25 protein-coding genes and 1 tRNA gene are annotated in these 25,160 nt (G+C 53.7%); 8 read left to right on the top strand and 18 right to left on the bottom strand.

The features are described 5' to 3' along the window. Positions 1-618: 618 nt before the first annotated feature. The 16 genes from ACYCZJ_RS02350 to ACYCZJ_RS02275 all read right to left on the bottom strand — a co-directional run bounded on the left by ACYCZJ_RS02350 (position 619) and on the right by ACYCZJ_RS02275 (position 14,609). On the bottom strand, positions 619-888 hold the full coding sequence (locus ACYCZJ_RS02350; protein WP_461552613.1) for a BON domain-containing protein: 270 nt from the start codon (positions 886-888) through the stop codon (positions 619-621). A gap of 94 nt (positions 889-982) precedes the next feature. Then, positions 983-1,504 (bottom strand): BON domain-containing protein, encoded by a 522-nt coding sequence (locus tag ACYCZJ_RS02345; protein ID WP_461552612.1) that lies wholly within the window; start codon positions 1,502-1,504, stop codon positions 983-985. Positions 1,505-1,675: 171 nt separating this feature from the next. Then, the gene (locus ACYCZJ_RS02340; RefSeq protein ID WP_461552611.1) at positions 1,676-2,011 is read right to left on the bottom strand and encodes an EF-hand domain-containing protein; all 336 of its coding nucleotides are present in this window, start codon (positions 2,009-2,011) and stop codon (positions 1,676-1,678) included. Positions 2,012-2,237: 226 nt separating this feature from the next. Next, positions 2,238-3,593, bottom strand: a complete 1,356-nt coding sequence (locus tag ACYCZJ_RS02335; RefSeq protein ID WP_461552610.1) for a sigma 54-interacting transcriptional regulator — start codon at positions 3,591-3,593, stop codon at positions 2,238-2,240. After that, entirely contained in the window at positions 3,590-4,141 is a 552-nt protein-coding gene (locus ACYCZJ_RS02330) for a dihydrolipoamide acyltransferase (RefSeq protein WP_461552609.1), read from the bottom strand. Before ACYCZJ_RS02330 ends, ACYCZJ_RS02335 begins: the two co-directional genes overlap by 4 nt. Position 4,142: 1 nt before the next feature. Next, entirely contained in the window at positions 4,143-5,591 is a 1,449-nt protein-coding gene (locus ACYCZJ_RS02325) for a HAMP domain-containing sensor histidine kinase (RefSeq protein ID WP_461552608.1), read from the bottom strand. Between the two features lie 198 nt (positions 5,592-5,789). Beyond that, positions 5,790-6,602 (bottom strand): thiol:disulfide interchange protein DsbG, encoded by an 813-nt coding sequence (gene dsbG / locus ACYCZJ_RS02320; protein WP_461552607.1) that lies wholly within the window; start codon positions 6,600-6,602, stop codon positions 5,790-5,792. Positions 6,603-6,776: 174 nt separating this feature from the next. After that, a complete protein-coding gene (locus tag ACYCZJ_RS02315) occupies positions 6,777-8,117 on the bottom strand; it encodes an MFS transporter (RefSeq protein WP_461552606.1) in 1,341 nt (446 codons plus the stop codon). A gap of 87 nt (positions 8,118-8,204) precedes the next feature. Continuing rightward, the gene (pgsA, locus tag ACYCZJ_RS02310; protein ID WP_461552605.1) at positions 8,205-8,777 is read right to left on the bottom strand and encodes a CDP-diacylglycerol--glycerol-3-phosphate 3-phosphatidyltransferase; all 573 of its coding nucleotides are present in this window, start codon (positions 8,775-8,777) and stop codon (positions 8,205-8,207) included. Positions 8,778-8,802: 25 nt separating this feature from the next. Next, positions 8,803-10,608, bottom strand: a complete 1,806-nt coding sequence (gene uvrC, locus ACYCZJ_RS02305) for an excinuclease ABC subunit UvrC (RefSeq protein ID WP_461552604.1) — start codon at positions 10,606-10,608, stop codon at positions 8,803-8,805. Further along, on the bottom strand, positions 10,598-10,783 hold the full coding sequence (locus ACYCZJ_RS02300) for a tautomerase family protein (protein ID WP_461552603.1): 186 nt from the start codon (positions 10,781-10,783) through the stop codon (positions 10,598-10,600). Before ACYCZJ_RS02300 ends, uvrC begins: the two co-directional genes overlap by 11 nt. Positions 10,784-10,786: 3 nt before the next feature. Beyond that, positions 10,787-11,419: a uracil-DNA glycosylase gene (locus ACYCZJ_RS02295; protein ID WP_461552602.1), complete on the bottom strand. Its 633-nt coding sequence runs from the start codon at positions 11,417-11,419 to the stop codon at positions 10,787-10,789. Continuing rightward, entirely contained in the window at positions 11,419-12,363 is a 945-nt protein-coding gene (locus ACYCZJ_RS02290) for a cation diffusion facilitator family transporter (protein ID WP_461552601.1), read from the bottom strand. The genes ACYCZJ_RS02295 and ACYCZJ_RS02290 overlap by 1 nt, the downstream gene beginning before the upstream one ends. After that, the gene (gene nagZ / locus ACYCZJ_RS02285; RefSeq protein WP_461552600.1) at positions 12,350-13,426 is read right to left on the bottom strand and encodes a beta-N-acetylhexosaminidase; all 1,077 of its coding nucleotides are present in this window, start codon (positions 13,424-13,426) and stop codon (positions 12,350-12,352) included. The genes ACYCZJ_RS02290 and nagZ overlap by 14 nt, the downstream gene beginning before the upstream one ends. After that, complete coding sequence (gene acpS, locus ACYCZJ_RS02280) at positions 13,423-13,806, bottom strand: holo-ACP synthase (protein ID WP_461552599.1); 384 nt, start codon at positions 13,804-13,806, stop codon at positions 13,423-13,425. The genes nagZ and acpS overlap by 4 nt, the downstream gene beginning before the upstream one ends. Continuing rightward, a complete protein-coding gene (locus ACYCZJ_RS02275) occupies positions 13,806-14,609 on the bottom strand; it encodes a radical SAM protein (protein ID WP_461552598.1) in 804 nt (267 codons plus the stop codon). Before ACYCZJ_RS02275 ends, acpS begins: the two co-directional genes overlap by 1 nt. 168 nt (positions 14,610-14,777) lie before the next feature. On the opposite strand from ACYCZJ_RS02275, the gene ACYCZJ_RS02270 reads away from it, so the two are divergent. The 4 genes from ACYCZJ_RS02270 (at position 14,778) to ACYCZJ_RS02255 (ending at position 16,869) form a co-directional block, all read left to right on the top strand. Beyond that, positions 14,778-14,924 carry a hypothetical protein gene (locus ACYCZJ_RS02270; RefSeq protein ID WP_461552597.1) on the top strand — a complete coding sequence of 49 codons (147 nt, stop codon included), beginning with the start codon at positions 14,778-14,780 and terminating at the stop codon, positions 14,922-14,924. Between the two features lie 74 nt (positions 14,925-14,998). Further along, the gene (locus tag ACYCZJ_RS02265; protein ID WP_461552694.1) at positions 14,999-16,162 is read left to right on the top strand and encodes a tyrosine-type recombinase/integrase; all 1,164 of its coding nucleotides are present in this window, start codon (positions 14,999-15,001) and stop codon (positions 16,160-16,162) included. A gap of 65 nt (positions 16,163-16,227) precedes the next feature. Next, on the top strand, positions 16,228-16,509 hold the full coding sequence (locus tag ACYCZJ_RS02260) for a type II toxin-antitoxin system RelE/ParE family toxin (protein ID WP_461552596.1): 282 nt from the start codon (positions 16,228-16,230) through the stop codon (positions 16,507-16,509). A gap of 12 nt (positions 16,510-16,521) precedes the next feature. Continuing rightward, a complete protein-coding gene (locus ACYCZJ_RS02255) occupies positions 16,522-16,869 on the top strand; it encodes a HigA family addiction module antitoxin (RefSeq protein WP_461552595.1) in 348 nt (115 codons plus the stop codon). Between the two features lie 385 nt (positions 16,870-17,254). On the opposite strand, the gene ACYCZJ_RS02250 is transcribed toward ACYCZJ_RS02255, so the two are convergent. Both ACYCZJ_RS02250 and ACYCZJ_RS02245 read right to left on the bottom strand, forming a co-directional pair. Further along, positions 17,255-17,971: a class I SAM-dependent methyltransferase gene (locus tag ACYCZJ_RS02250; protein ID WP_461552594.1), complete on the bottom strand. Its 717-nt coding sequence runs from the start codon at positions 17,969-17,971 to the stop codon at positions 17,255-17,257. Between the two features lie 366 nt (positions 17,972-18,337). Beyond that, a tRNA-Ser gene (locus ACYCZJ_RS02245) sits at positions 18,338-18,425 on the bottom strand. 258 nt (positions 18,426-18,683) lie between these two features. Between ACYCZJ_RS02245 and ACYCZJ_RS02240 the strand changes: the two genes are divergently transcribed. The 4 genes from ACYCZJ_RS02240 to ACYCZJ_RS02225 all read left to right on the top strand — a co-directional run bounded on the left by ACYCZJ_RS02240 (position 18,684) and on the right by ACYCZJ_RS02225 (position 25,026). After that, a complete protein-coding gene (locus tag ACYCZJ_RS02240; protein ID WP_461552593.1) occupies positions 18,684-19,184 on the top strand; it encodes a type 2 periplasmic-binding domain-containing protein in 501 nt (166 codons plus the stop codon). A gap of 10 nt (positions 19,185-19,194) precedes the next feature. Beyond that, positions 19,195-20,391 (top strand): porin family protein, encoded by a 1,197-nt coding sequence (locus ACYCZJ_RS02235; RefSeq protein ID WP_461552592.1) that lies wholly within the window; start codon positions 19,195-19,197, stop codon positions 20,389-20,391. 61 nt (positions 20,392-20,452) lie between these two features. Further along, positions 20,453-23,293 carry a bifunctional diguanylate cyclase/phosphodiesterase gene (locus tag ACYCZJ_RS02230; protein ID WP_461552591.1) on the top strand — a complete coding sequence of 947 codons (2,841 nt, stop codon included), beginning with the start codon at positions 20,453-20,455 and terminating at the stop codon, positions 23,291-23,293. A gap of 146 nt (positions 23,294-23,439) precedes the next feature. Then, complete coding sequence (locus ACYCZJ_RS02225; RefSeq protein WP_461552590.1) at positions 23,440-25,026, top strand: hypothetical protein; 1,587 nt, start codon at positions 23,440-23,442, stop codon at positions 25,024-25,026. Positions 25,027-25,160: the final 134 nt, after the last annotated feature.

Genomic DNA, 25,160 nt, shown 5'->3' with positions numbered 1-25,160 from the left:
CTGGATATTAGACCTAACAAAAGATCAGGACTCTCAGGAGGCTTTAGCAAAATACGAGCCACATATAAATAATATTGTATTTCAATAAATTAGGCAATTAACATGCGAGGAAATTTTGATATTCACATCAAATTGATACCGCTTTGGTGCACCTACCTCCAAGGCCGTGCGCTTATCATATGAACATATTTTCGTTATAATGGTTAACATTTGACGTATTTCTGGGTATTTTCTGCCAAAAATTTGCACAAATAACCACTACTTCATAAACATTTGACTGCCGGTTTGATTTAATGGATTTTTTTACGCACCGGGGAGGTGCAAGGAAATAGTGTATCGCGCGAACATTTCGGACTACATAAGCATAGTCGTATACCAACTCACTTGCGGACTATATCCTTCAATGCCGGACTCGGTGCATCCACGCTAGTACTAAGGGAAACTTCTGCTTTATGCTGACTTCCGATAAATGGAATATAGCCATAGATAGCCGCCAATCCAAGAAGGCTAAAAACCGTCAGCAAAATCCCGGCTAGCACCAAAATTAAATATAGATTTTTTTTGATGATCTCATCCCGAATCTCTGTGTAAGCAGTAGAAAAAATTTAAATCCCAGCTCTATATACGCACGCTAAGATTATTCACTACATAAGAAACACCTTGTATATCCGCAGCTAGCGCGACAGCCAATTGCTTCTGCATGACCTTGCACACCCAACCTGTCAATTCCACTCCACCAGCAAAGGTTTCCACATGAATAAAAATATCGCGCATTGAAGGATGTTGTTTGAATGCAACCCTTATATTCGCAGTAATGCTTTGGTCATCAACCATCTTTAGCACCTGAATTTTCGAATCAAACGGCAACCTATGGGATTGCATCTTCATTAATCAATTTCCTCAGGCTAATTAAACAAAGGCGATCAATATCACGCCATCCTTAGAATTTGGGGTCTCCCGCTTTAAATCCGGACAAGCCAGCCTATTCAGCATTTTTTGGGACCAAGCTATTGATCACCTTGGTAACACCCTCAATACCCGCTGCAATCCGACCAGCAGTCACGGCTTGTCTGGCACTGTCTACAAATCCACTCAACAACACCGCCCCTTTATAAGTTTGCACATGTATCTGCAACCCTTTAAAAAGCGAATGCTTGATGAGCCTCGTTTCCACCTTCGCTGTGATGACACTGTCATCGACGTACTTTGCCATCTTGCGGCGGTCGCTTAGGGACTGCGCCCTGACGAATTCATCTTTGCCCAACTTTGCGGCATGATTGGAATCGGCTTCATCAAACGCCCCGGATGACATTTGGCGAGTGGTGGCTGCCTCGACTTTGCTCGCAACGTCACTCTGGTGCCTGTCGTACCATGCGAATGTGGTATCTCTACCGGTGTCCGCGGCATGCAGAGTAGTCATTATTATTGGCGCCATAGCCATAAAAATACCCAGAAAAGCAGTGGAGACAACACTTTTTGTTGGTGTATCTACAAGGTATTTCATGGCCTTAACTCCTTTTGCTTGATTTCAATGAAACCGCTCAACCAATCAAGCATCCAGAATCATCAAACAATCGATCTCAATTCATGCCAAGGAGAAAATGAAGCACACCAACCAACGCCTCACAAAATTCCGCAAACAAGTCAAACCAAGGTACGTGCCCCGCAGAAATTATCAGTACTTGGGCGTAGTTCCCGATGGCGGCATCGTTGGCGCATCTGCCGAAGGCGCGTCTGTCGCCATGGCGTTGGCAAGCTCTTCGGGACTTAACTTGCCGTCATGATTGGCATCAGCCTTTTTAAAATCCTGCGCAGGCATACCCTGTGCTGCAGCTTCCCTGGAACTGACAGAACCATCATGATTGGTATCAAACAAAGCCATGGCGGGAGAAACATTTGTTTTGGGCGCTGTTGCAGCGTGACCTATCCCCGCTCCACAAATTACCAATGCGGTTCCGAGCAGGAACGTTTGAACTGTTTTATTTCGACAAATCAAGGCAGCGTTACTCATCCGTATCTCCTGAAACTTGCAGCGACATTGCTGTATATTGTGAAGATAGCAATTGCCATGCCATATAAAATAATCGATATAGAACAATGTGTTAATATCGAGTCTGTATGGTTTTATTACTCATGTGTCGTCTCGCAACAACACGAATCGGATATCCAGCAATTAACTTGCTGAAAAATAATGAAATATGGCTTGTCGCCGAACGGTGACGAGTGATGGAAAAAAATCAGGAAGGCTTGAATGCAGACGCATCCAGTTGGTGTCTCTGCAGCAATTTATAGAATTCCGTACGGTTGCGCTTGGATAGGCGAGCCGCCTGTGTAACGTTGCCGGAAGTAATCTTCAACACGCGGACCAGATATTCTCTTTCGAAGCGCTTGCGGGCCTCTTCGAACGAAACCAATTGTTCTTCTTCCTTATGCATGGCGTCATATACCAGCACCGGCGAGATCAGCGGTGTGGTGGACAGGACAATGCATTGCTCAACAATATTCATCAACTGGCGCACATTGCCGGGCCAGGACGCGCTTACCAGCATTTCCATCGCTTCGGGTGCAAAACCATTGATGTTTTTTTCATATTTCAAGGCAAGTGAGCCAAGGAAATGATTTGCCAGCAAAGGGATATCTTCGCGTCGTTCCGACAATGACGGGATTGTTAACGCCACGACGTTCAAACGATAATACAAATCTTCACGAAACCCTCCGGTAGTGACTTCTGTCCGGAGATCACAGTGAGTGGCAGAAATAATGCGCACATCCACAGGAATTGTCTGCGCCGAGCCCACCGGGCGTATCTGCCTTTCCTGCAGTACTCGCAATAATTTTACCTGAAGCAGAAGCGGCATATCCCCGATCTCATCGAGAAACAGCGTACCCCGCTCTGCTATCTGAAACAGTCCTTTATGGTCGCGCACAGCGCCGGTAAAAGCTCCTTTGACATGCCCGAACAGCTCTGACTCAAGTAACTGTTCCGGAATAGCCGCGCAGTTGACCGCCACAAAGGGTTGATTCGCTCGCTTTCCCGCATCATGAATGGCATGCGCAAACAATTCCTTACCCGTGCCGCTCTCACCATGAATCAACACACTTGCATCACCTTCAGCGACAAGCTGCGCCTTGGTAAGAATATCTTCCATCGCCGCGCTTTGCGTGACTATACCTGCCCTCCATAATGCTTGTGGCGCTTCGGCCAGCGGCGTAATACCGGGTGAAAGCCTGAGTGCCTGAGCAATCTGCGCCAGCAGTGTCTTGCTGTCAAAAGGCTTGGCCAGATAGCCAAAAACGCCCTTTTGCGCAGCTGCAACCGCATCCGGGATCGTGCCATGCGCGGTCAGGATGATGACCGGCAATGTCGGGGTAGTGCGATGAATGTGTTCGAACAAAGCCATACCATCCATACCACCCATCTGCATATCGGTAATCACCAACTGAGGACGCGATACATCGAGATGATTGAGCGCGGCCTCCGCACTTTGCACCGTATCCACTTCATAACCGGCAGCAACCAGCCGGATCGAGAGCAGCTCCAGCAGGTCGGCATCGTCATCAACAACCAGAATTTTTAATTGCGGCTCACTCATGGCTTTGCATTAATCCCGCGCCTATCCCTGCGGATAAGATTTTTTTCCATATTTTTAATACCATCCACCTGCGTTTGCAGCGTATCAGCGCGTTTTTGCTCATCCTTGAGCTTTTGCGACAGATCATCCGCAGTATTATTGGCACGTTGTTGTTCGGAGATCAGCATCGTCATCATGCTGACCAGGCCGCGCATGCTCGGCGGCGCTTTGGCGTCCCTGCCGACCTCGTTAAGTAAACCGGATGCGGCGACCGTATCGTGGAAAGGCGTATTCGGCATTGCAAGAAGCAGGGCGACACGCATCCTGCTCACATCAGTTTTTGCTTGCGCAAGATTCTGCCGTGCCTTGTCATATTCCTTTACGAGTTCCGGTAGCGGCTGTTTGCGTAAAAAATCGTAATACATCATCAGCTCTTCGACCTGACTGGTCACGATCAACGGTGGCGACCAACCGCCAGCTCGCGGATGTGACGGGTTTTCCGGAAAGCTTGTGCACGCCGCCAGGGATACCACCATAATCACGGAAACAAGCCCGAATCTCGACAACATATCAGGCATCCGTATCTTTCGCCTGACCGACAGGCAGTGAAAAACAAAAATTCGCCCCGGCACCGGCCTCTGTCAAAAGCACAATATCGCCACCATGCACGCGCGCATATTCACGCGCAATAGACAATCCCAAACCAGTCCCCTGAACATGCATATCAGGTGCCTTGCGTCCCTGATAAAAGGGCTCGAATACTCTGGCGTGGTCAGCTGCCTCTACACCGGGGCCGGAATCCACTACATCAATTGAAACCAACTCGCCTACCTGACTCGCATTAATTTTAATATGCCCCCCGTATGGAGAAAACTTCACTGCATTCGACACGAGATTATCCACAATAATGCTGATCTTTTGTTGATCACATTCGACCGACAGGTCAGGGCAAATAAAATCGACTTGCAAATCCTTATTCATGATCGCGAGGTTCTGATCCTGCAGCACATTTTCTACAATTTTTCTCAGTGCCGCCGTGCGTTTTACCAAGGCTGTCTTCCCGCTCTGTAGCGCACTGTAATTTAACAAATCCTCGATACGTTTTTGCAATTGTATACTGTTGGTGTAAAGAATATTCGCTATCTGCCTTTGCTTCGTGGTCAACTCGCCGGCCACCCCCTCCGCGAGCAGATCAGCGCCTTCCCGCATAGCCGTAAGCGGTGTTTTGAGTTCATGCGAAACATGGCGCAGAAAACGGGTCTTCTGTTCTTCAACTTCCAGCAGGCGGCGACGCATCCAGTCCAGTCTCTGGCCCAGATACCTCAGATCCTGAGGCCCATCCACACTCACCGCTTTGGAAAGTTCGCCTTCTCCCATCGTCCTGATGGCAGCATCAATCTGTCGAATCGGGCGTGCAATCAAAATCGAAAAACCAAGTGCCAGCAGGATTGCAAAAGGTACCAATGCCAGCAGTTGCCATACCACGATGGATCGGGCATGCCATGCCATGTCCTGCATCGCGGCCACTTCATGCTCAATCAACGCATAACCACCGGATGAAAATGTGCGAGCCGTATCCAGCAAAGGCACAAAATCACTGACGATATCCTGCAAGCCCTGTGATGATCGATGCGCAATAGATATCTGCTGAAAAATGGTCGATTCAGAAGCAACCAGTTTATCCAGCACCTGCTTCTGATCCGGGCGCAAAGACAGTGCCGAGAGGCTGGTTGCCGTACTCATGAATTTCGCGTGTGCCTGAAAGTAACCCTCCAGCAAAGATGCGTCGCCGAGGATAAGCGTTTGTCGCACACTCCGCTCCATGGTCGAAATTTCATCCAGCAAGACGCGGCTGCCATGTGCGATCTGCGCTGCCTGATAGACAGCTCTTCGGCTCTGTTCCGCCAGTTTGTCAATGGATACCGCACTATTGATAAGGGCTATAATCAACGGTAGCGCCACCAAAACAAAGCCTATGAGAATCAGTTTCAGAAAGGATTTTGGATTATGGCGCAGCAACCCCTTTGCAGCAGGGGTGGACTCATCTTCCAGCGCAATGGGAGACGTATTTTCCTTCATTCACTGAATCCTTTGCCAGGGTTTAGGTATTTCCAGCATGCATCAATTGCCTGGCAATCGCCACAACCCGGACAAACTCAACGATGCCTATTCAGCCGGTACGAGCGGGCAAGACAGTACGACCTGCCCGCTGATTCATTAACGGAATCTGGCCAGTTCCGGGTCATCTATTTTCTGTTCAGGCAATCCTGTCATTCCTGGTAGTTCCGACAGTTTTGGCATGCCATTCTTGACCAGGACCTTGCCGCTTTTATCCTTCCACACAATACCTGGCGTGCCGTTAAAGCCGAATTTTCGCATCAACTCGGCATTTTTCTCCAGTTTCTTGGCGATCTCCGGATAAGCACTGGCAGTGAATTTGGCAGGCGGATTTTTCTCCTTGCCAAAATGCTGTTCGTTTGCGCGAAATGCCGCGGTAGGGTTAGTCGAGGCCAGCATTTCTATGGCTTTGGGCAGGCTACTTGGCGCAAGGTAGGCAACCGGTACCCAACGCACTTGCAGGCCAACAGCTTCATATGGCTGCAATGCTTTCCAGGTCATATGGCAAAAAGGGCAGTTTGGATCGAAAAACGCGTACAGGATGCTTTTAGGCGCCTTGGCACCTTCCACGATCATCGTGGACTTTTCCAGTTCCTTGAATTCAGCAGAGAAATCGGGCTTGGGAATATATTTTTCAGCATATTCCTGCGACAGATTGGCCCCACTCTCTCCGATCATCAATCCTGCCACCAATGTTTTATTGTCTGGCGTGGTAAATACGATGGAATATTGCCCTTCTCTGGAAAGCACCCAGCCGGTCATGCCGGATGCTGCAGGAAAAGATTTTGTCACCTTGACGCCCTGATTGACGGCCGTCTGAATAACCTTAGGGTATTCGGCAGCCAATGCACTGGCGGCAAAGCCAAAAACCAAACTGAACGCGACTGCTTGTTGTTTTAAAGATAATTTCAATTTCATTCCTTATTGATGGAGGGGAGTCGGATAACAAGGGGTCATTTCACCATCCAGTAGCGAATACCTTGAACAGCGCTCTCCGATTAGGGAAAGATAAAGTAATTTAGTTCATATTGAAATAATAATTGTCTGATGTTACAAAAGACCCGGACCTTTCGACATGATTTGATTCTATCCTGAGATCGTGAACGCGGCGATCACAGCGCCTGTTAGCGCCACTGCGGCCCCGATTCGCATGGCAGCAGCAAAACCCGATAACGCATACAGAGCACCCAGCACCGCCACACCCAGGGTCGCGCCCACCATCCTGGCAGTATTCAACAGAGCAGCAGCGATCCCGGAACGGGATGACTCGACAGAGGCCACCGCGACAGCCAGAACCGGTCCGGTATTCAGTGCCATGCCTATCCCGGTCAACAGCAGCCCGAATATTGCAAGCCCTAGAGGCCGGCCTGATTGAGTAAGGGCCAGGGCGCCGATTCCGCAGCCAATCAGCGCCATGCCTCCTGCCATCATGCGACGCGATCCAAAACGATTGCTCCAGGCACCCGATTTGTGGGATAGCGCGATAAATGCCAGCGACATGGGTAACAATGCGACTCCCGCCCAAGTGACACTTAGCGTACCAGACAGTTGCCAGACCATGGGCAACAGAAACAGCACGCCGTACATACCGAAGGTCATGGCTGCCGCGACCACAATGGCTCCACTGAACCTCCGATTGCGGAACAACCGCAGCGGCATCATTGCAGCCGGTCCGGCACGTTTTTCGACCAGCAGAAATAACAGCAGACTAAGAGCGCCAACGACAGCGCTGATACTTGCAATCCTGCCATGCTCGATCACCGCCATGGCCAAGCCTGCCAGTGTCAGCCCGGCGAAAATTTGCCCCGACAGATCCATCCGCCTCCCTTGTGGATCAGAGGACTCAGGGATGACACGCGGTGCCAGCCATAGCACCGCCAATCCAATCGGGGCTATCAGCAGGAATACGCTACGCCAGGTGGCAAATTTAATCAGCAAACCACCCAATGTGGGGCCAATCGCGAGCGCCGCGCCATTCGTACCTGCCCAGATACCAATTGCATGGGCACGCTCCCTGGGCTCGGTCCAGATGACCCGAATGAGCGCCAGAGTACTGGGCAGCAGCAACGCAGCCCCGATACCTGCAACGACACGGCCACTGATCAGAACTTCAGAACTGGTAGCCAGACCACACAAAACGGTACCCAGTGTGAAAATTGCTGTGCCCAACATGAGAATGCGTCGACGCCCAAACAAGTCTGCCAGCACCCCGCCCGACATCAATAGCACCGCATAAGTCAGGTTATAACCATCCACGACCCATTGCAGCGCCGTCAGGGGTGCATGCAAGGCAACGCTAATGGCATGCACTGCGAGATTGACCACGGAGGTGTCTACTTGAACCAGCAAGACACACAGGCACAAGGTAAATAAAATCCAGGTTCGATCTTGTCCACTTGCGTCGGAATTTTTTAACGCTGTGGTCATAACCGTCCTCGCGTCCGTCAACTGACTGGATTCATTTATCTGATGAGAGCCAGAGTCCCTATGCCTTATTCTTGATTCCTGCCCCGCTCATCGCCCATGCCGGATTACCTCCGGCACTGCCCGGCGCAAATAGTAAGCCATCGACCACAAGGTCAGCACAGCTGCCAGCCAGATCAGCCAGGTGCCGATTTGGCGGGTATTCAGGCCGAGTAAAGGCTCATTGAATAACAGCAACAGAATGGCGATCATTTGCGCCACGGTTTTGAGTTTGCCTACCATCGATACCGCGACACTACCTCGCGCACCGATGCTGGCCATCCATTCGCGCAATGCCGAGATCGTGATTTCGCGGCCGATAATGATCAACGCAATGAGCGCATCCACACGCCCCAGCTTCACCAATACGATCAGTGCTGCAGCGACCATCAACTTGTCCGCCACCGGGTCGAGAAAAGCCCCGAAGGCCGAGGTCTGGTTGAGGATGCGCGCAAGATAGCCATCCAGCCAGTCGGTAATGGCGGCAACGCCGAACATGCCAGCTGCCGCAAGATTGATTTCACGCACGGTGAGCCAGCCATCGGGCAGATAGAACACGGCGACGATCAGCGGTATAAGAATGATTCTGAGCCAGGTAAGCAGGTTGGGAAGGTTCAGCGGCATGATGTTAATTCAGTGAGGGGTCAGCCTAGTGTAATTCACGATAGATCTTTTCGGCCAGCGCGTGGCTGATTCCGTCAATCTGGGCAATCTCTTCCACCCCGGCATTTTGCAGGCCGCGCAGACCGCCAAAATTCTCCAGCAGCCTTTGTCGGCGCTTGGGGCCCACCCCTGGAATATCTTCCAGGGTCGAGTGGGTGCGCGCCTTGCCACGCCGGGCACGGTGGCCGGTAATGGCGAAGCGATGCGCCTCGTCACGGATCTGCTGGATCAGATGCAGACCGGGGTGGTCGCTGGGCAGGCGCGTGGCGCGGCCATCGGTACTGATGAGTTGCTCCATACCCGCTTTCCGCTCAGCACCTTTGGCGACACCGATCAACTCGATGTCAGCAATGCCGAGTTCAGCCATGACCTCGCTGGCGATATTGAGCTGGCCGGCACCGCCGTCGATGAGGATCAGGTCGGGGCGCCTGGCCTCAGTCTGCTGGATTTTAGTGTAGCGACGGGTAAGCGCATCGCGCATCGCCGCGTAATCATCGCCGGGGGTAATGCCGCTGATGTTGTAGCGCCGGTATTCACCATTCTGCATCGTACCCTTGTCGAATACCACGCACGACGCCACCGTCGCCTCGCCCATGGTATGACTGATATCGAAGCACTCAATGCGCTGCAAATTAGGCAGGACAAGCGCTTCCTGCAGCGCGGTGAGACGCGCCTCTTGCGTGGCTTTTTGCGCGACCTGGCGGGTGATGGCAATGCGCGCATTGCCTTGCGTCATGGCCAGCCAACTGCGGCGCTCGCCGATAGGGTTGACCTGGATGCTGACCTTGCGCCCGGCCTGCTCGCTGAAAGCTGCTGCCAGGGCGTCTGCGTCAACCGGTTCGGAAACGATAATCTGCGGTGGAACGACACGATTGAAATAATGTTGGGCGAGAAAGGCTTCCATGGCTTCTTTGGGGGTCACGTCCTGAGCATTTTGCGGGAACAGGCTCTTGTCGCCCAGATGCCGCCCGCCGCGTATCATCAGCAGGTTAACACACAGCAGACCCTGCTCGGCCACCACAGCCACCACGTCCACATCCGCCTGACTCTGGCTGGCTACAAACTGCTTTTCGCGCACCGCGGTGAGGCTCTTGATCTGGTCACGATACAACGCCGCTTCTTCATAGCGCATGGCATCCGCAGCCAGCTGCATTTTTTCGGTGATTGACTGCAATACCTCATTTTCCTTGCCCTCCAGAAACAGCGCGGCATTCTTCACGTCGGCGGCGTAGTCCTCGGCGCTGCTTAAATCCACGCACGGCGCAGTGCAACGCTTGATCTGGTGCAGCAGGCAGGGACGCGAGCGATGATTGAATACGCTATCCTCGCACGTGCGCAAACGAAATACCTTTTGCAGAATCTGGATGCTGTTGCGCACTGCGTAGGAATTCGGGAACGGGCCGAAACAGCGGTCCTGGCGCTGCGGCGTACCGCGGAAATACGCCAGGCGCGGATAGCGGTGGCCGCTGAGCACGAGATAGGGATAGGACTTGTCGTCGCGGAACAGGATATTGTAGCGCGGCGACAACGCCTTGATCAGATTGTTTTCCAGCACCAATGCTTCGGATTCGGAGCGTGTGACGGTGATCTCCACGCTGGCGATTTTCGCCACCATCAGCCGGATACGCGGACTCTGGTCAGTCTTCTGGAAATACGAGGCCACGCGTTTTTTCAGGTCGCGCGCCTTGCCCACATACAGCACTTCGCCATCCTGCCCTAGCATGCGATACACGCCGGGTAATCCTGGCAGTGTGGCGAGAAATGCCTTGCTGTCGAAACTTTCAGTCTTCATCCAGCAGTTTGCCCGCAATTGCCCAGTTTTCTTCCGGCAACTCATCGAAGGCAATGTATGTATAAGAGGCAGGCTTACCCGCCACACGCTCCAGCGTACCGGTGATTTCTTCGGCGATAGTCTGTTTTTGTTCGCGGCTCAAACTGCCTGCGATGCGGATATTCACATAAGGCATGGCTCATCTCTCCTTGTCGGCACGGATACGCGCAAATACGGCACGGAACATGTCCGGCGTCAGGCGGCGCGTATTGGTATTGTAACGGCTGCAATGGTAGCTGTCGTAGAGCGTGCGGCCATCGTCCAGCGCATGCACCGCGCCGTGGCCGAACGTGTGGGATTTGGCTTTCAGCCCCAGCGCCATCAGTACGGCGGTATGGGCGACGCTGCCCAATGCGAGAATCGCCAGATCATTGGGCAATGCCACAATTTCATTGGCCAGATAATGGTTGCACTGACGAATTTCGGCGGTTTCCGGCTTGTTGGCAGGCGGCAGGCATTTGACCGCATTGGTGATGCGGCAGCCGTGTAATTGCAAACCGTCGTCTGTACTCACGGAGGTGGGTTGGCTGGCAAAACCGTAGGCGTGCAGGGTTTCGTAGAGCAATATTCCGGCATGATCACCGGTAAACGGGCGGCCGCTACGGTTGGCGCCATGCATGCCGGGCGCCAGGCCGACGATCAACAGCCAGGGATCGGCATCACCAAATGGCGCGACCGGACGGGCATGGTAGCCGGGATGGGCAACGCGTACCTCATCGAGAAAACCGGCAAGACGCGGGCAGGCACGGCAGTTCAGATCGAAAGACGTCATCAATGATTGTGGCGCGGATAAAACGGAATGCCCACCTGTTCGAGTTGAGCGGCGGGCAGTTCCGGCTGCAGGGTCACGTGGTCGATATCAAAGCGCGTGTGCAGCATTTGCCGTGTGCTGTGGAGAATACCCGGCCAGTCCTGCATGGCGGGAATTTCCAGATGCGCAGACAACGATACCTTGCCCGAAGCCAGTGTCCAGATATGCAGGTCATGCACCGAGGTCACACCGGCCGTTTGCGCCATCGCCAATCCCACTTCGGGCAGATCGAGATTTTTCGGCACGCCTTCCATCAAAATATGCAGCGCTTCCCGGAGCAGTCGAATGCTGGAAACCAGAATCAGCGCCACCACAAACAGCGACAGCAGCGCGTCAATCGGCAGCCAGCCGGTGAAATAGATCACCGCGCCCGCGGCCAGCGCCGCCACCGAGCCGAGCATGTCGCCCAGCACATGCAGCAACGCGGCCCGCACATTGAGGGTCTGTTCGCCGCGCGACAATTGATAAGCGACAAAAATATTCACCATCAGTCCGATTGAAGCGATCACCATCACCGTTCCACCCTGCACTGGCTGCGGTGCATTCAGGCGTGCGATGGCTTCCCACACGATGCCCAGCATCAGCGCCAGCATCAGCACACTGTTGACCAACGCCGCCACCACTTCGGCGCGTACCAGACCGTAAGAATGCCGGTACGATGCCGGGCGCAACGCCAGCCAGCCGGCAAACGCCGCCAGCCCCAGCGCCAGCGCATCGATCAACATGTGCCCGGCGTCGGAAATCAAGGCCAGCGAACCTGCCCACCAGCCTCCCCCCGCCTCCACCGCGGCAAATCCGAGGGTCAGCCAGAATGCGATGCCCAGGCCACCGCTCCCATGATGGTGATGGTTGTGCCCATGGTGAGCGTGGTCATGCTCCTGATGTGTCTCTTCAACCTTTGCCACAAGTGTTGCTCCTGTCTGTTGCCCATAAATCGGCGCTGCCATGACCGATACCGGCGAGCGTGTGAACGGCTGCTGCATAGCGTGTCTGTTCACGCAATTCAGTCATGCCGGGAGGATGCTGTTTGCCACGCATACGCGCGATGCGTGTAATGCTGATGGCCGGCATACAGTAATCCAGTCGGGCCAGAACCTCATCGGCCGCCACACAATCGTTGCAGACCAGCGCCATATCGCACCCCGCATTCAACGCTGCCGCCACGCGTGCCACCATATCGCCCACTACGCCGGCGCCTTTCATGGAAAGATCATCGCTGAAAACCGCGCCATCAAAGCCCAGTTCACCACGTAATATCCGTTTTAACCAGATAGAAGAAAACCCGGCTGGCTGGCTGTCTACCGCAGGATAAATGACATGAGCAGGCATCACCCCGGTCATGCCATAGCCTGCCATACGGCGGAACGGCACCAGATCGGCCTGTTCGATATCGGCATAGCTGCGTTCGTCCACCGGGATTTCCAGATGCGAATCGGCGCGCACGAAACCATGGCCGGGGAAATGCTTGCCGACGCTGCCCATGCCTGCGTCCTTGAGGCCGAGCATGAGCTGATGCGCGAGGTCGGCGACGGCATCCGCATCGCTGTGAAAGGCACGGTCGCCGATCACGCCGGATGCGCCGTAATCCAGATCCAGCACCGGCGTGAAGCTCAGATCCACACCGTGCGCGCGCAACTCGGCGGCCAGTACATAGCCGCATTCGCGCGCCAGCCGTCGCGCTTCGGCGGGATGCCGATCCCAGATCCGCCCCAGCTCTCGCATCGGCGGCAGCACCGTGAAGCCCTCGCGGAAACGCTGCACCCGCCCGCCTTCGTGATCCACTGCGATGAGCAGATGCGGCGTGCGCAGCGCATGGATTTCGGCCGTCAGCGCAAGCAGTTGCGCGGAAGACTGATAATTGCGCGCAAACAGAATCACGCCGCCCACCAGCGGATGCGCAAGGCGGCGGCGGTCGTCGCCGGTGAGTGCCACGCCGGGCACGTCGAGCATGATGGGACCCAGGATCATGGTGTGGTTTCCAGTATCACAAAGGCTATAACGTAATCGGATTCGTCGCTGATGGAAAGATGCGCGCGCGCCACGCCCCGTTCAGCCAGCCAGGTTTGCAGCTCAGGCGCAAACGCCAGTTCGGGTTGCCCCAGCGGGGTATGTTGCACGCGGATATTGCTTAGCGCCACCGGGCTGCGCAGGCCGGTACCGGCCGCCTTGCCCAGCGCCTCCTTGGCGGCGAAGCGTTTGGCGAGAAAGCGCGCGCCGTCAGACTTGCGCGCAAATTCCGCCCATTCTTGCGGTGCCAGAATACGCTGCACCGCACGCTCGCCGTGACGCGCCAATAGCCGCGCCATACGCGCCACCGCCACCATATCCGTGCCGATGCCGTAAATCATCAGGCACTTACTTTCACGGCCAGCCCGCACGCGCGGATTTTTTCCGCAAACGCTTTCAGCCAGTCTGCCGGCAATGCCGACAAACGCGGCGCTTCGGGTTGCTGCGAGAGCCGCGCCAGACCGTACAACAGCACACCCTGCACCGGCACGCCTGCGCTTACGATGCGTCGCACAAAATCCAGATAAGCCTGCTGTTCCGCCTCCGGCGGCGCAGCGCCATCGATCGCAAACAGACAGGTTTGCAGCCAGGTAGCACACAACCCGGCGGCAGTTTGCAGGTTGGCAAACACCCGCTCCGGGCTGAGTTCGGCGTGATTGATGCGGCGCAAACCTTCACGCGTGGCGCTGTCCAGCTTGAACCAGACTTCGCCGTTGAGCGCACGCATCTGTTGCAGCCCCGCTTGTACGTAGGCCTTGTCCAACAGGCTGCCATTGGTGATGAGGACCAGCTTGATTTTACCCGTGAGGTCGAAACGCGCCATCACACGGCCTATCAGCTCTATCACCTCGACAAAGGCTTTGGCGCTGGTCGGCTCGCCATTGCCGGACAAGGCGATATCGTTAATGCGCCGCGCACTCTCCGGCACGCGCGTCGCCATGAAGTCGCCCTGCAGCAGCTCGTGCAGAAAACCGCTCAGTTCGCGTTCGAGCAGCGCCAGGTCGATTTCCGGCGCCGCGCCGCGCGTGAGCCCCGGCACCTGGCAGTAAATGCAGCGCCAGTTGCAGGCATTGTTGGGATTGAGATTGATGCCCACCGATACCCCGCCCGCGCGTCGCGACACCACCGGATAGACGTAAGTCATGCCGGCCGCATCGCGCGAATGATCAGTGAGTGTCAGAGGTTTATTCGATGTATCCACAATGATAGATGGCGTGACAAGTCAGCCATGCCTGAATTTGTAACCATTCAAAAAACGTTATCAGAAGTACCCGCAAACGCGCTGCGCTTACCGGTCTGAGGATGGGCGCAATTGTATCATCGCAACAGGCTGCGAGCGCTGCTGGATGCGACTTGCGCCAAAATACAAGCATTGTTTCAATCATCTGTGCCGGATGAATCGGTGCCCGCCGAACCCATGTCCGCCACCATCCGCAACAATCCGCTAAACACCCTGTAAACACGAGGTTTAACCGATATTATTAGCCGCACAAGTCCGCCAAAGTTTCCTACAATCCGTGCTGCAGGGTAAGTATAGAAGTAAGTACAGGTAAGTATGGAGGACGGCGCGGCAATCTTTACCTGAGAGTAAAGGGCAACGCCAGATCATGGGTTTTCAGATACAAGCAGGCGGGCAAGGTGCGCGAAATCGGCATGGGCGCGACGCATACCCGCACACTGGCTGATGCACGCGATAAAGCCGCGCTGATGCGTCAGGCAGTGGCAGACGGTACCGACCCCGCGCACGTGATACGGATCAAGCCTGATCCTGCCGCCATGACGTTCAAGGATTGCGCGCTGGCGCTGATCGAAGCCAGGCGCCCAGGCTGGCGCAATGTCAAACACGCCAAGCAGTGGGTAACGACGCTTGAGCAGTTCGCTTATCCGGTCATAGGCCACAAGCTGCCCACCGATGTGGGTCTGGCCGATGTAAAAGCAATCCTCTTGCCGATGTGGGCGACCAAGACCGAGACAGCCAGCCGGGTGCGCCAGCGCATCGAGGCCGTGCTGGACTATGCAGCGGTTCACGATGACAGCGACCGCCGCAACCCTGCACGCTGGAAAGGCGTCATGGACAAGGTTCTGCCTGCACCGACAAAGGTCTATAAGCGCATCCACCACCCTGCCGCACCTTATACCGATGTACCGCGCATCATGTCCGCATTGCGCGATAAGACTTTCCTATCGGCCTATTGCCTGCGCTTTACGATCCTGACAGCAGCACGTTCAGGCGAGACACGCGGCGCACTATGGGGCGAGATAGACCTGGACGCCAAGGTCTGGACGATACCAGCCAGCCGCATGAAGGCAGGTAAAGAACACCGGGTTCCCTTGTCCGCCGAGGCCATGGAAATCCTGAACACAATGCAGCAATGGAAACAGCCCGGCAATGATCGAATCTTTCCCGGAGAGCGCGGCGGTTTATTGTCCGATGTAGCAGTCAACAAGACACTGCGCACTGTTGCCGATGGCGTGACCGTTCACGGGTTCAGATCATCATTCCGCGACTGGGGCGCTGAACAAACATCTATCCCCCGCGCTGTTATGGAGGCCGCACTGGCACACAGCAATCAGGACAAGACCGAAGCCGCGTATATGCGCAGCGACCTGTTCGAGCGCCGCGTGGAGCTTATGGGCGCATGGGGACGCTACTGTGCTGGCGCTGGTAACGTGGTGCGGCTGGTAAGCGCCGCATGATGCGGAAACCATAGGCAACTAATGATAACGCTTTACAATACTAACGCAGTGCAATACCATAACCCATGATTCAGACTTTCGCTGACAAGCAGACCGCCGCAATCTTCCATGGCCTTGAAGTGCGGAAGCTGCCCAAGACCATCCAGGCTACGGCCCGCAGAAAGTTGAAACTGATTGACGCGGCGGCAATGCTGGAAAGCCTGCGGGTGCCACCCGGCAACCGTCTGGAACAGCTCAAGGGCAACCGCGCAGGACAATGGAGCATTCGCATCAATGACCAGTGGCGTATCTGTTTCGCATGGCGCGATGGTCATGCGTTCGACGCCGAGATTGTCGATTATCACTGACGAGGTAACAAAATGAGTATTGATCGCAAAGATTTAAACAAAGCGGACTTTCGCGCCGTGGCTACCGGAAAGCGGCTCGCGCCGGTACATCCCGGCGATGTGCTGATGAATGATTTTATTGAACCCATGGGCATTACCCGTTACAAGGTCGCCAAGCTCATCAATGTACAGCAGCGGCGCGTCGATGAGATTTGCGCCGGCAACCGCGCAATCACGGCAGATACCGCCTTACGGCTGGCTAAACTGTTTGGCATGGATGCGCAAACATGGATGAATTTACAGGCTCAGTACGATCTGGAAACCGCAGAGCTGGAACTCGGGGAGCGGATCGGCCAGGAGGTTTCACCGCTGGCGGCATAAGGTTTTAACCGCAGCCTGACGGTATCAGGCAAAGCGGCTGGAGTCTGCCGTGTTGCTGTGAGGCAGGAGGACACAGTAAGCAACTGACCACAGCAAGACCAGCAAAACAAACCCGCCCAATGTGGCGGGTTTGTTTTGACTGGCTGACAGCAGGGGCGCACAGGCAACGGCCAGCGTGGCAGCGCAAGGGGTAACGGCGACGGTGCGCGGCCTGTACCCCGAAAGCGTGCTGCGCTGCCACGCCTTCCCGCACCTAGCGCGCCAATAGGGGAACCCGAACAATGCGACTCTGCACTTACACCACTACCGCCCTGCGGAGTTTCGTTGCGTATGTGAGCCCCAAGTAGCTGGTTGGCGATACAACCCGTACTGAAGCAACCAAGACTTATTTGTAAGAAATCCCTATGCCAGCACCCGGATACCAGTGGTCTTCAGGCTTTTCGGAAAAAAATATAAATTTCCTTCCTTGCTCCCTAGAAAATCGAGAAGGACTATCTGTGACATGGGAGTTGTCGCCCAAAATTACTGCACGATCTGATAATTTCTCAGCAACAGTCAAATATTCCCGATATTCGTACTCATCACTGTGGTCACTATCGTTGACGAAGAGATCAATATTTTCATCGAGCTTCTTAAGTGAAGTTATTGAGTCGTCATAAAGAATTTTTCCGACCGTTGCATATTTCCCGCAGAATAACTGTCCTGCCTCGGGACGGATCTCAGTTCCATAGTATTTTCCTTCATGGCCTTCTGCGATATTACGAAGTAACGCACTCGCGAGAACACATGACCCAACACCGTGATCGACGCCTGTTTCAACAACAACCTTTGGTTTGAGAACACGAACAAACGTATACCAACCCAAGCGCCTACCATAATCAATTTCGATATCGTTTCCGTATTGAGTGCCCTTAAGCACATGCTCCAAGTGCTTACGCAACTCAACGTCACCTTCTAATTCTTCAAAATATTGGACAATTTTTTCGTAGCGCTCCGCTGTAACGCTCGAAATAAGTTGAGCGAGGTGGTCTCGATTAAATGGCGTTAATTTGTAGTAAAAATTCGATGTTTCAGTGTCTCGCCAAACCCAATTATTGATCATCTCGAGTTTCTTGGAGTAGTAGCCCATTGCTATAGAGCGACGGCGACGAAGGTTCAGAAATTTCTGAATTTAAACTTTGACAGGTGTTGGCAGCTTTTTAGCAAGCGTTCTTGTCATTCGATGTTCCCCGGATACGAAAAGGCGGATTCAACATTGTAGGCTGTGTCGTTGCTGTGCGGCCGTAGGGCCTGCATGAACGGCGCTGTGCACGTAATACTTACCACTCCGCCACTTACTATCTGCTTACCGCTTGGTTTTGGCCTTACGGTGCGCTGGCGCTGATTTCGCCCTGTATGGGGTCAGTTACAGGGGCTTTTGTTGCCGCCTTTTCATAACGCAGAAAATTCTCTAACTTGTTGTTTTTATTGGCGGAAGCTCAGGGATTCGAACCCTGGATACCTTGCGGTATGCTAGTTTTCAAGACTAGTGCAATCGACCACTCTGCCAAGCTTCCTTTTTACTACCTACAACAAATTTCAAGACCGGTGCAATCGACCACTCTGCCACGCTTCCTTGATTTGCCTGGATTGCTGCGATGCGGCCCACATTTTAGCTGTGGATGTTCAGATTAGCCAGCGCGAATGCTGATGACATGTGGATTAAAATCCGGAAAACTTGACCGGGCATGGTGCATGGGGATGAAACATTGTTATCATTTGCGCTCTCTCCACCCACAATCAATCCGGGCTGAATCACCAGCAAACAAGCGCTGATGACAAAAACCAGCATTTACATGCCTTCTTTTTTCTGCATTTTCAGGAATCGTGCTGTCCGCATCAGGGCGCACGCCTTGCTGTGCCTCTGTGTATTGTACGGAGCCAACGCACGGGCTGTGACGATTATCGTGAACCCCAGCGTAACAATCGCTTCCGTATCACAAAACGCAGTTCGTTCCATGTTTGCAATGAAATTACTGCAATGGCCGGATGGTCAGCCGGTCAGGGTATTCGTATTGCCGGACGACAACCCATTGCATAGGGCTTTCTGCAAGGAAGTTCTGGACGTTTATCCATATCAACTGCGTCAGACATGGGACCGGCTGGTTTATTCAGGTACAGGTCAGGCACCAATCGAGGTTAACTCTGAAGAAGAGATGCTCAAAAGCGTTGCACACACTCCAGGCGCCTTGGGTTACCTGAAGAAAATAAAACCGGGTGAACGGGTGCGCACTCTTTCTGTGGGTAATTCGGCCAGAACCTTATCGGGGGAGTGATGGAGTGATTATGAATCGAGCTAACATCAAGATACAGGCGGTTATTTTATTTGCTCTTGCAGGCCATGGGATAAACGCAAGTGCTGACAGCCTCCCGGATGGTGTTCAGATACATGGCTTTGCCAGCCAGGCCATGATCAGCACCGACCATAATAATTTTTTCGGCAATACCGAAAATAAAGCCGGTTTTGACTTTACCGAGTTAGGGGCGAATATCTCCTGGCGTCTCAACCCGAGCCTGCAGCTGTCTGCACAGGCCATTTCGCGGCGCGCAGGTGAAACCGACAATGGCTCGCCGCGCCTCGATTTCGCAACCGTTGATTACACCATTCATGCCAGTGAGAACGCGCGCTACGGTGTGTATCTGGGCAAGATTAAAAACCCTTACGGTTTGTACAATGAAACGCGTGATGTCGCATCCACCCGCCCCAGCATCCTGTTGCCTCAATCCATTTATCTGGATCGCATCCGCAACTTTGTGCTGTCTTCCCCTGGGGTGGCAATTTATGGCGACAATACCTTGCCGATAGGCAACATCAGCTATCAATTCAGTGTCATTAAACCGGACGCATCCGACGGGGAAACAGAAGGCACCTTTCTTGGCGCCGATAGACCCGGAAAAATCAAAGCGGATACTTCGTATATTGGCCGGATTCTTCTGGAACCCGGCAACAGCCGTTTCAAGCTGGCCTTGACCGGTGTCAGTATGCGTGCGCATTATCTGCCGGGGACTCCCGATGCGCTTAATAGTGGCAATATCCGCTTTGACGCATGGGTACTGTCCGGACAATACAACGCGGAAAACTGGGTATTTACAAGTGAGTATGCGCAAAATCGTATTGATGCCCATGGTTTTGGCACTTTTTTTCTGAATCGCACTGCAACCGGCAGTAGCTACTATATACAAGGGGCTTATCACTTCACTCCAAAATGGTCGGCCCTGGCACGTTACGATGTCACCTACCGGGATAACAATGACAAGGATGGCCGGGTATTCAGCACGTTGACCGGCGCACCCGCGTTTAGCAGGTTTGCCAAAGACATGACCGTTGGTCTGGGCTACAAGCTTGACAATCACTGGCTGCTACGCGGCGAATTTCATCACGTGAATGGTACCGCTTGGCTACCCTATAGCGACAACATCAATCCTGCAACCACTACACGGCATTGGAATATGTGGCTATTTCAGGCGGCTTACCGTTTCTAGACCCATGCTCGATCAGTCCGCAAAACTCAGGCGTTTTTTCAGCCTAAAGTGGAAAATCATTGTGCCACTCAGCATGGTCTTGCTTATCGTGAATGCCTCGCTGTCCTACATTAACTACAGCAGTCAGCGCGCCCAGTTCGAGCACGCGCGCATTGCGAGCGAGACGCAAAGCCGGCGTTTCGCCGCTGAAGTGATTACCCAACTGGGTGTGCATCTGGAAACCTCTGCCAACCTGATTCCCAACCTGACGGATGTACACAGCGCTATTGCTGACGGTGATAAAGCCGCTTTGCAACGTTACTATCAGCGATACTGGAGTGCGCTGCATCTCAATAGCGGATTGGAACAAGTGCTGTTTTTCAAACCCGATGGTCAATTGTTTGCCAGCTGGAAGGATGACGCCATGCAGGTGGACGAGTTCGCCCTGTCAGCACTGGTCAGGCAAGTCATTGCGGAGGAGCAGCCGCAACGCCTGCTGGCATGTGCAGAAACCTGTCTTTATTATTACATCATCCCGGTACTGGATAATGGGCGCTCTGTCGCAGCAGTGGCTGTCGCCGCCTCGCTGGTTGATACGGTATTATCCTTCCAGCGCATGACTGGCAGCGACATGGCGCTCGCCATTCTGGCACCCCACTTTGGCAACTCGGCCAGCGACGACTCCCGGCAAACGCAAGTGCCAGCGCTCAAAAGCAGAGTCCTGGCCATATCGGGTGGCCAGGACAGTCTCGACATTCTGCGTAACATACCTGCAGGCAACTCGGTGGCTGACCATCGTATCAACGTAACTTACCATGACCACTACTATGAAATTTTACCGGTATCGGTATTGAGCGGCACCCTCACCGTAGGCAAGCCTTCCATGCTGGTGATTTTTGATCGCACTCGCAATCTCCAGCACCTGCACAGCGTGGCCTGGCAAAGCGTCGGCATTGGATTACTAGGCTTGATCATTTCGGAGCTGATACTGCTGGCACTGTTATGGATCCCGATGCGGCGCCTCAAGCATACCGCCGAAACTCTGCCTTTGCTGGGACGCGGTGAATTCGAGACTGTCCGCTCCCGTCTGGAAAAACCCCGCCGTAAGGATACGGTCCACGACGAACTTGATACGCTCGATGCCAGTGCGCTGGACCTGGCTGACCGACTGGAAGACCTGCAGGAAAAAAACCATTCACACAGCAATGAACTGGACGAACTGGTACGGCAACTCTCACGCGAACGCGATTTCGTTTCCGGGCTGCTGGATACAGCACAAATGCTCATCGTCACGCAGGATCGGCAAGGCCGCATCCTGATGGCAAATGCCTACGTACTTGCGTTGACCGGTTTCGACTATATGGAATTGCGCGGTGCCAAACTGACGGATTATTTCAGCCAACCACAGCAAGCTATTGATACCAGAAATGAACTAACCGCATTACTACAATCGGACGGCGCCAGTTTGCGCCAGGAAACTGCGTTGCGTTGCAAAAATGGGGATTCACGCGATGTGGTCTGGATACACTCTTCGCTTGGCGCTGAAAATACCGATGACGCGGCCATTTTGTCAGTCGGGCTGGATATCACCGAATTGCACCGGGTCGAAAAGCAGGCAAGTTACCTGACTGAATATGACCCATTAACCGGCCTGTACAATCGTCATCGCTTCCAGGAAGCACTACAGGAAATCCTGTCTCATACCGAGGCACAGCCCAGTGGCGCTCTGATTTATCTTGACCTGGATGAATTCAAATCGCTCAACGATACCACAGGGCATGGTGCAGCCGATCAGGTGTTGCATGCCGTCGCCAGCCAATTGCAGGGTCTGCTTCCCACCCCCGCTCTGATCGGGCGATTGGGGGGTGATGATTTTGGCGTTTTTTTCAGCCATCTGGACGCCCCGCACGCAATGCAACTGGCACGCCACATCCAGCACAGCCTATCCAAGATTACGCTGGCGGAAGTACCCCTCAGCCACAAGGTTTCTGCATGTATTGGCATTACGCTGTTTCCCGAACACGGCACCGTTGCCCAGGAGCTATTGGCCAATGCCGATCTGGCCCTGTTCCGTGCCAAGGAGAGCGGCCGGGGCAATTTGCATTTGTATGCCCCTGATGAAGGTTTGATGGAGCGTGTCCTCAATCGCGTGTACTGGGTGGACAAGATCGAACAAGCATTAGCAGACAATGAATTTGAGCTCTATTTCCAGCCCATCATGTCATTATCCAGCAATACCGTGAGCCATTACGAAGCACTGGTACGCATGCGCAACCTCACAGGTGATCTATATATGCCGATGGAGTTTATCGGCATTGCCGAGACCACCGGCCTGATCCGGGGCATCGACCGGCTGGTACTGCAAAAGGCAATCGCCGCGTTAACCGAACTGCAGCGCAAGTCACCCAATATCAAGCTCTCGGTCAACCTGTCCGGGCGCAGTTTCAGCAACCCGCGCTGGCTGGAACTTTTGCAAACCGAATTGGCCGACTCACAGATCAATCCAGCAAGCCTGATCTTTGAAATCACTGAAACCGCTGCGGTTGAAGATCTCGCATTGGCCCGCGCGTTGATGGAAAAAATTATTGCACTGGGGTGTGCATTCAGCCTGGATGATTTCGGCGTGGGATTTGCCTCGTTCGAATATCTAAAGCAACTCCCGGTCGAGTACGTCAAGATCGACGGCTCCTTCATCCGCAATCTCGTCACCAATACCGACGACCAGCTATTCGTCAAAGCCCTGGTACAGGCAGCTCACGGTTTTGGCAAAAAAACTGTCGCCGAATTTGTTGAAAATGCCGAGACTGTTGCGTTACTGCGTGAATATGGCGTCGATTATGCTCAAGGCTATCACATCGGCCGGCCTGATCCTGTTTTCGGGTGGCCTGCTTTGCCGCCACAGCATCCGCTGTCGGCTTCCTGACACCAGTGTCCGGGTTTCGCCTCACTTTTCGGGCCTTCAATACCCGACACCTTGTATTTAAGTCTTTGCCAGCCATCTTGTAGCTATCCCTCGGCTGGCACATATCGTGCTGAATATTTGGAAAATAACCATTTATTCATCAGGCAATGAGCGCGTTCACAAAAATATTCCAAAAATGGCTGCCGGGATCACACCATGAGCGTACGCCTTTCGCGACATTGCATGGCACCCGACACTGGATAGACCAGTTGCAGTTTCATCATGAGTATGAAGCGCATCAAATGGTCGTGGAGGCGCTCCACCAATTCAATCTGTCCAGCATTGTTCTGGATGAACGCAGATTGCATGTGCTCGCGTTGCTACGCCATGCCGGTTGCAAGCTGCAGGAAGGCATGGTGACGCAGTATCTGAAGAACCAGACGGCCTTCCGTTACGCCGGAAAATCACTGTGGCAGGAAGTTTTTGCTTTTTACTGGCAATTGGCGCTGGCCTATCAGAGCTTCGTCAAGGCCGCTACTCACGGCCAGCCGGTATTGGATCAGCAACTCCCGGCGATTACATTACTGGCGCTGCATTATCAAGGCAAACTGATGCAGTGGCGTTACATGCGTTATGAAACACCCACGCAGGATGCATGGCGTAACGTGCATGCACTGTATGCCATTGCCGAATACAACGGCTTTTCCGGGCTACGGCTGAACATCAACGATACCGAAACCAGCTGCACACATACTTATGCCCATATCCTGCTGCTTAGCCTGATTAATCCGATTGGGCTGATTCCATGGAAAATCGAGCTGGCTACGCATTGGGTTCATAACTGGTGTCGTCACTTGCAGCCAGCTTTACAATTCGATATGCAAGTGCACACCCACTGGCTTGATCTGGCAGGTTGTACGCCACTGCTCCAAATTGAAAAGCAAGCAGAGCAAGGCACTGCGCCGCGCTACTGGTCTCTGCAAAGCACCTTGAAGGCATTGGAAATCACCCGCGCTCAATTAATCAATCCGCCGCCAAGCAAGCTCGATGGCATCAAGAATGAAGCCGATGTGCCCACGCTGCTGGATGATATCCAGGCCACACTCAGCCGAGGCGGCCCGCTACGCCACACCCCGCGCCAAGAGCAACATTCCCCGGTACATCTAACCTGCGGATTCGAGCACGTGCTACATACTCTTGGTGTGCCTAATAGCACGCACACAACACAATCGGAACCATGGAGCTTGCAGGATGAAGGTGAAAATGGCTATGGCCTGACCCACTATAGCAACCCCGACATCCTCCCCGAACATGGCTCTCTGATCAGTGTGCGCAGCGGAGAAAGAAAACACTCATGGGTGCTCGCAGCAGTACGCTGGCTTGATATACAGCCTGACCAGCCGATCAAACTCGGTGCGGAACAACTTGGCTCAGCGCCAAGGCCAGTTGTTTTGCATGGTGTCAACCACCTGATGTCCGAGAGGATTTTCAGCATGACCAATCCGCCCGCGGATTGTGTGCCCACCCCCTGTATTTTTCTACCTGCACAGGATGAACGCAGAATCAGCAGTGCATTGGTGGTCGGAGATATGAGCATCTCGTCTGCACGGATTTATGACATGCTGGATGGAGAATATATTTATCGTATCCGCATCACGCATGAACGTGGCCGGGGCCGGGATTGGTTGCTACTGAAATTCAGCATCCTGACGCGGCATCATGTCGAGACGACCGGCCTTGAGCACTCCGCATGAATAACCCGGTTTTATTGAATGTGGGGGCTTTCAAAGAAATCGCGTCCTGCCTGCAAAAAACACTTCGTCTATGGGTAGGTAATCATGCTGAATAGAAGAAATGGTGCCAGCCTCCTGGCAAGCAATCTGGAGCA

It is taken from the genome of Sulfuriferula sp., from assembly GCF_054605375.1.
The sequence above is the reverse complement of the archived record's forward strand: the minus strand, read 5'-3'. Positions and strand labels throughout refer to the sequence as shown.

Excerpts from the sequence above, each read along its gene's own strand:
- ACYCZJ_RS02260 (WP_461552596.1), top strand. The coding sequence starts at position 16,228 with ATGATTCAGACTTTCGCTGACAAGCAGACCGCCGCAATCTTCCATGGC.
- pgsA (WP_461552605.1), bottom strand. The coding sequence starts at position 8,777 with ATGCCGCTGAACCTTCCCAACCTGCTTACCTGGCTCAGAATCATTCTT.
- ACYCZJ_RS02330 (WP_461552609.1), bottom strand. The coding sequence starts at position 4,141 with ATGTTGTCGAGATTCGGGCTTGTTTCCGTGATTATGGTGGTATCCCTG.
- ACYCZJ_RS02240 (WP_461552593.1), top strand. The coding sequence starts at position 18,684 with ATGACAAAAACCAGCATTTACATGCCTTCTTTTTTCTGCATTTTCAGG.
- ACYCZJ_RS02275 (WP_461552598.1), bottom strand. The coding sequence starts at position 14,609 with ATGACTTACGTCTATCCGGTGGTGTCGCGACGCGCGGGCGGGGTATCG.
- ACYCZJ_RS02250 (WP_461552594.1), bottom strand. The coding sequence starts at position 17,971 with ATGATCAATAATTGGGTTTGGCGAGACACTGAAACATCGAATTTTTAC.
- nagZ (WP_461552600.1), bottom strand. The coding sequence starts at position 13,426 with ATGATCCTGGGTCCCATCATGCTCGACGTGCCCGGCGTGGCACTCACC.
- uvrC (WP_461552604.1), bottom strand. The coding sequence starts at position 10,608 with ATGAAGACTGAAAGTTTCGACAGCAAGGCATTTCTCGCCACACTGCCA.
- ACYCZJ_RS02340 (WP_461552611.1), bottom strand. The coding sequence starts at position 2,011 with ATGAGTAACGCTGCCTTGATTTGTCGAAATAAAACAGTTCAAACGTTC.
- ACYCZJ_RS02315 (WP_461552606.1), bottom strand. The coding sequence starts at position 8,117 with ATGACCACAGCGTTAAAAAATTCCGACGCAAGTGGACAAGATCGAACC.
- ACYCZJ_RS02335 (WP_461552610.1), bottom strand. The coding sequence starts at position 3,593 with ATGAGTGAGCCGCAATTAAAAATTCTGGTTGTTGATGACGATGCCGAC.
- ACYCZJ_RS02345 (WP_461552612.1), bottom strand. The coding sequence starts at position 1,504 with ATGAAATACCTTGTAGATACACCAACAAAAAGTGTTGTCTCCACTGCT.
- ACYCZJ_RS02255 (WP_461552595.1), top strand. The coding sequence starts at position 16,522 with ATGAGTATTGATCGCAAAGATTTAAACAAAGCGGACTTTCGCGCCGTG.
- ACYCZJ_RS02225 (WP_461552590.1), top strand. The coding sequence starts at position 23,440 with ATGAGCGCGTTCACAAAAATATTCCAAAAATGGCTGCCGGGATCACAC.
- ACYCZJ_RS02235 (WP_461552592.1), top strand. The coding sequence starts at position 19,195 with ATGAATCGAGCTAACATCAAGATACAGGCGGTTATTTTATTTGCTCTT.
- ACYCZJ_RS02350 (WP_461552613.1), bottom strand. The coding sequence starts at position 888 with ATGAAGATGCAATCCCATAGGTTGCCGTTTGATTCGAAAATTCAGGTG.
- ACYCZJ_RS02295 (WP_461552602.1), bottom strand. The coding sequence starts at position 11,419 with ATGACGTCTTTCGATCTGAACTGCCGTGCCTGCCCGCGTCTTGCCGGT.
- acpS (WP_461552599.1), bottom strand. The coding sequence starts at position 13,806 with ATGATTTACGGCATCGGCACGGATATGGTGGCGGTGGCGCGTATGGCG.
- ACYCZJ_RS02300 (WP_461552603.1), bottom strand. The coding sequence starts at position 10,783 with ATGCCTTATGTGAATATCCGCATCGCAGGCAGTTTGAGCCGCGAACAA.